This window comes from Inquilinus limosus MP06 (assembly GCF_000767795.1).
Classification (GTDB): Bacteria; Pseudomonadota; Alphaproteobacteria; order DSM-16000; family Inquilinaceae; genus Inquilinus; species Inquilinus limosus_E.
In genome coordinates, this window is record NZ_JANX01000702.1 from 1 (window position 1) to 2,790 (window position 2,790).

Consider the following 2,790-nt stretch of genomic DNA (forward strand, 5'->3'; position numbering starts at 1 on the left):
TCACCACCTCGAACGAGCCGGTCGACGCCCTGCACGAGCCCTATGACGTGGTGATCCGCGGCGGGCCCGACACCTTCTACGGCTTCGCCGCGCGGCAGTTCCTGACCGAGCGGCGCCTGCCGGCCTGCAGCCCGGCCCTGCTGGACCGGCTGCCACTCGTCGAGGTTTCGGATCTGCGGCACCACACGCTGCTGCACGCCTCCAGCCTGCCCAGGATCTGGGCCGACTGGCTCGCGGCGGCAGGGGCTCCCGGGCTGGAGCCGGCGGCGTCGCTGACCTTCGATCACTTCTACCTGACGCTGCAGGCGGCGCTGGACGGCCTGGGCGTGGCTATGGGGCCTTCGGCGCTGATCGCCGCCGATGTCGCGGCGGGGCGCCTGGTCACGCCCTTTCCGGATGTCAGCCTGCCGAGCCGGGCCTATCATGCCTACCGGCCGGAGTCGCAGGCCGGCGATCCCGTCGCCGAGGCCTTCTGCACCTGGCTGGAAGAGCGCGGGGAAATGGCCGCGCGGCCTTGATGCGGCGGCGCTTCGGCGTAAGATCGCTGCTGCACCGCACAAAAACGACGGGGCGAGTCGCGGGGAGGGAATGGCTCGGCACTAGCCGTCGGGCTCGCTCCGCATTATGGTCCGCGCCCGGAACCCTCGAAGATCACAGACCAGGGCCGACATGGATATCAGCAAGATCGCGGTCGGGGTGAACCCGCCCTTCGACGTCAACGTCATCATCGAGAACCCCATGGGCGGGGTGCCGGTGAAGTACGAGCTCGACAAGGAATCGGGCGCGATGTTCGTCGACCGCTTCCTGCACACGGCGATGGCCTATCCGGGCAATTACGGCTTCGTCCCGCACACCCTGTCGGGCGACGGCGACCCGGTCGACGTCATCGTCGTCGGCCGCGAGCCGGTGATGCCCGGCGCCGTGCTGCGTGCCCGCCCGGTCGGCGTGCTGCTGATGGAGGACGAGGCCGGCCAGGACGAGAAGATCCTGGCGGTGCCGGTGTCGAAGCTGCACCCCTACTACAACAAGGTGCAGAGCTACGAGGACCTGCAGGAGATCCTGCGCGACCAGATCGCCCACTTCTTCGCCCATTACAAGGACCTGGAGAAGGGCAAGTGGGTCCGGATCCTCGGCTGGGACGGCCCGCAGAAGGCGGCGGAGATGATCGTCGACGGCATCGAGCGCGCCAAGGCCGACAAGAAGAACGCCGCGGAATAACCCCGATGGACGCCGCGCGGTGACGGCAATGCTGGAGATCGCGGTCGGGGACATCACCCGGCTGCCGGTCGACGCGATCGTCAACGCGGCGAATTCTGCCCTGTCGGGCGGGGGTGGCGTCGACGGCGCCATCCACCGCGCCGCGGGGCCTGAACTTCTCGTCGAATGCCGGACACTGGGCCGCTGCCCGACCGGCGAGGCTCGCATCACCAAAGGTTATCGGCTGCCGGCACGGCACGTGATCCATTGCGTCGGCCCGGTCTGGCAGGGTGGCGATCACGGCGAGGACGCCCTCCTGGCGGGCTGCTACCGCGCCGCGCTGCGCCTGGCCCGGGACAACGCCTGCACCAGCATCGCCTTTCCAGCCATCAGCGCCGGCGTCTACCGCTTCCCGCCCGACCGCGCCGCCGGCATCGCCGTCGCCACGGTGCGGGAGATGCTGCCGCAGGTGCCGGTGGTGCAGCGGGTGATCTTCTGCTGCTTCGACGAGGCGATGGCCGGGCGGTATCGGGCGGTGCTGGGAGGTACTTGACGTGACCACTGAGCGCGAGAAACAGGACCGCTTTCGCCGGGATGCGCAAGCTGCCTGGGCGGCCTATCAGGCCGACGGTCTGCACGTGACCGCCGAAGAAGCCGACATCTGGCTGAAGAAGCTCGAGGCCGGAGAGGACGCGAAGCCGCCGGAGTGCCACGGCTGATCCAGTTGCTGGCCTGTATTTAGAGATTCGCTTGGGCGTTCGCTGATCGCCTCTCCCGCTCGTAGGACCTCACAACGCCATTCCTCACCGTCATTGCGAGGAGGCGAAGCCGACGAAGCAATCCATCGGTCCGCTCGTGCTGCCGCATGGATTGCTTCGCTGCGCTCGCAATGACGGTATTGGGCCAAGGCTACAAGCTCATGTGCCGCGATCGCTCCCGTCCGTCGATCGCCGAACATCCCCGCTTGAGCCGATGGCTCCCGTCCGCCACCCTGGAGCGATGGTGTCCGGCGGGAGCCTGCGATGTCGGTGCGAAACCTTGACGCCCTGTTCCGGCCGGCCTCGATCGCCCTGATCGCCGACGGCCCGGTCGGCGCCGTGCTGGCCCGCAACCTGTTCGCCGGCGGCTTCCACGGCCCGGTGATGCCGGTCACCCGGGGCGCCCGCTCGGTCGGCAGCGCCCTCGCCTACCCCTCCGTCTCCGCCCTGCCGATGGCGCCGGACCTGGCGGTGATCGCGGCGCCGCCGGAGACGTTGCCGGGGCTGATCGCCGAGCTGGGCGGACGCGGCACCCGCGCCGTCGCCATCGTCGGCACCGACCGCCCGCCGGCGGTGAAGGGGACGGAGAGCGCCCGGCTGCGCCAGGCGATGCTGGACGCGGCGCGGCCGCATCTGCTGCGCATCCTCGGCCCCGACGGCTTCGGCCTGATGGTGCCGCATCACGGCGTCAACGCCAGCCTGGGGCATGTCGTGCCGATCCCCGGCGACCTCGCCTTCGTCAGCCAGTCCGGCACCGTCGCCGCGGCGGTGCTGGACCGGGCGACGCGGCGCGGCATCGGCTTCAGCCACGTCGTCTCGCTGGGCGGCAAGGCCG

5 protein-coding genes are annotated in these 2,790 nt (G+C 70.0%); all 5 read left to right on the forward strand.

Translation table 11 applies throughout. The features are described 5' to 3' along the window. The coding region (locus P409_RS31080; RefSeq protein ID WP_034847581.1) for a LysR substrate-binding domain-containing protein at nt 1–518 on the forward strand (518 nt) is incomplete at its 5' end. A 151-nt stretch (nt 519–669) separates the two neighbouring features. After that, the gene (gene ppa / locus P409_RS31085) at nt 670–1,218 is read left to right on the forward strand and encodes an inorganic diphosphatase (protein ID WP_034847582.1); all 549 of its coding nucleotides are present in this window, start codon (nt 670–672) and stop codon (nt 1,216–1,218) included. 28 nt (nt 1,219–1,246) lie between these two features. Continuing rightward, the gene (locus P409_RS31090) at nt 1,247–1,750 is read left to right on the forward strand and encodes an O-acetyl-ADP-ribose deacetylase (protein WP_034847583.1); all 504 of its coding nucleotides are present in this window, start codon (nt 1,247–1,249) and stop codon (nt 1,748–1,750) included. 1 nt (nt 1,751) lies between these two features. Continuing rightward, the gene (locus P409_RS31095) at nt 1,752–1,916 is read left to right on the forward strand and encodes a transcriptional regulator (RefSeq protein ID WP_081991991.1); all 165 of its coding nucleotides are present in this window, start codon (nt 1,752–1,754) and stop codon (nt 1,914–1,916) included. A 303-nt stretch (nt 1,917–2,219) separates the two neighbouring features. Then, nucleotides 2,220–2,790: CoA-binding protein (locus P409_RS31100; protein WP_034847585.1), on the forward strand; the 571-nt coding region annotated here is incomplete at its 3' end.